This is a genomic window from Calderihabitans maritimus (genome assembly GCF_002207765.1).
In the GTDB taxonomy this organism is placed as follows: Bacteria; Bacillota; KKC1; order Calderihabitantales; family Calderihabitantaceae; genus Calderihabitans; species Calderihabitans maritimus.
The window spans coordinates 110,693-112,792 of the sequence record NZ_BDGJ01000111.1; the positions used below are offsets into that span (position 1 = coordinate 110,693).

Here is a 2,100-nt window from a genome sequence, read left to right on the forward strand (position 1 = left end):
GGAAAAGTAGGGCCGGCGATCAAACGGACGGGCTATGACGCGATAATCATTCAGGGAGCAGCATCCAATCCCGTATTTCTTGAGATAAGCGATGAGGGTGTTAAGTTTCACGATGCCACTTCTCTTTGGGGGCAGGACACCTACGCTACCGAGGATGCCGTGCTGGAGAAAGTTCAGTTCCCCGGAGCTCAGGCATTGGTTATAGGGCCGGCGGGAGAAAACCTGGTCCGGTTTGCCTGTCTGGAAAACAATTACTGGCGCTCAGCCGGTCGAACGGGAATGGGCGCCGTTATGGGCAGTAAGAAGCTTAAGGCCATAGTTTTTCACGGCCGGGCCCAGTGCCCCGTGGCAGATGAAGATCTATTGCGCCAGTGTGTGTCAGATATCCGCGCCAAGGCGAAGGACAATAAGGGAGTAGAAGCGTACCAGCGTTACGGGACGCCGGTCATGGTAGCCCTCATGAACTCTGTAAGAGCTTTTCCCACCCGGTACTGGTCGGAAGGGATGTTTTCCCAATGGGAAAAAGTGAGCGGAGATTACCTGAGAGCAAATTATGAGGTCAAATCGCGGGCCTGCCCCCGGTGCCTGCTGGCCTGTGGAAAGCTGACGACGGTGAAAGACGGACCCCGAAGGGGACTGCAGGTGGAAGGGCCCGAATACGAGACCATTTATTCCTTCGGCGGGCTGTGTTGTATTGACAATATGGACGAGATCTTGCACCTGAATGACCTTTGCGACCGTTTAGGATTGGACACCATTACCACCGGGAACTTGATCGCCCTCACTATGGAAGCTACCGAACAGGGAAAACTGAAAGAACAGATTCGTTACGGGGATGCAGAAGCGGCGGCCCGGCTGGTTAAACAGATAGCATTCCGGCAGGGATTGGGAGACGTTTTAGCCGAGGGAATAGTTCGGGCCAGCCGGGAACTGGGAATGCAAGATGTCGCAGTACATGTAAAGGGATTAGAGCCTGCAGGGTATGATCCCCGGGTCCTGAAGGGTATGGCGCTGGGTTATGCTACTTCTGCACGGGGGGCATGTCACCTCAGGGCTACTTTTTACAAGGCGGAATTGTCCGGAATAATTGATCCCGACACTATTGAAGGTAAAGCTGAGCTTTATTGTGATTGGGAAGACAGATTGACCATTTTTAACACCATGATTTTTTGCGTATTTTTCCGGGACCTTATTCAATGGGAAGATCTAATACCTGTGGTCAAGGCCACTACCGGCCTTGAATTGAGCCGAGATGAATTGCGGCGAAAAGCTAATGATATTATCACTTTAACGCGCTTGTTCAACTGGGAGAACGGTTTTAGACGCAAGGATGACGCGTTGCCCAAGAGATTACTTACCGAACCGGTTAAACCTTCCGGTAAGCAGATAAGCGAGGAACAGTTCAACCGAATGTTGGATGATTACTACCGAATTCGCGGTTGGGACGAGGAAGGAAAGCCGGTGAATTTCCGTCTTTAAAGTTGCTACCATCCTCCTACATTTTTTATAAACTTGCCGGGGATTCTGCCCCGGTTTTTTTATGTTTCACGTTACTTATGAGGGCAAATGCGCATTGGAGCAATGCCCAGATGCAGTTAAGATTACTGTGCTAAGCGATTTGGTTCATTATCAGAGTACCTCTTGAACACATCTTTTGTGGCATGAATGTTGCATTCAAGTAGGCTAAGCAACTAATATTTAAGTAACTTAGAGGAGGACAGGTATATGGAAACAGTGCATGAACTGGATTCCTTTTTTAATCCTCGCACTATAGCCATCATAGGAGCATCTAAAGATTTTACCTCTATCAGCGGTAAACCTATTAAGTACTTGTTAACTCACGGATACCGGGGGAAAATTTTTCCGGTTAATCCTAAATACAAGGAACTGGGAGGGCTCACCTGTTATCCCAGCATATTGGAAGTCCCGGAAGAAGTAGACCTGGCCCTTATTGCGGTAAACTACCGTCGCGTGCTTGATGTGCTGAAGGACTGCGTCAAGAAGGGTGTCAAGTTTGCTATAATCTTTAGTTCGGGTTTCGCAGAGGCGGGGGAACAGGGGAAAAAGCTGCAGCAGGAAATAGTGGAACTTGCCCGCCAG

Annotated in this window: 2 protein-coding genes; both read left to right on the plus strand. The window is 49.6% G+C overall.

Annotation, left to right across the window (positions count from 1 at the left end; all coding sequences use genetic code 11):
* Positions 1 to 1,479 (plus strand): aldehyde ferredoxin oxidoreductase family protein (locus KKC1_RS09710; RefSeq protein WP_088554258.1); only part of this gene is annotated, 1,479 nt, incomplete at its 5' end.
* Between the two features lie 246 nt (positions 1,480 to 1,725).
* A partial coding sequence (locus tag KKC1_RS09715) for a CoA-binding protein (protein ID WP_192868175.1) occupies positions 1,726 to 2,100 on the plus strand: 375 nt, incomplete at its 3' end.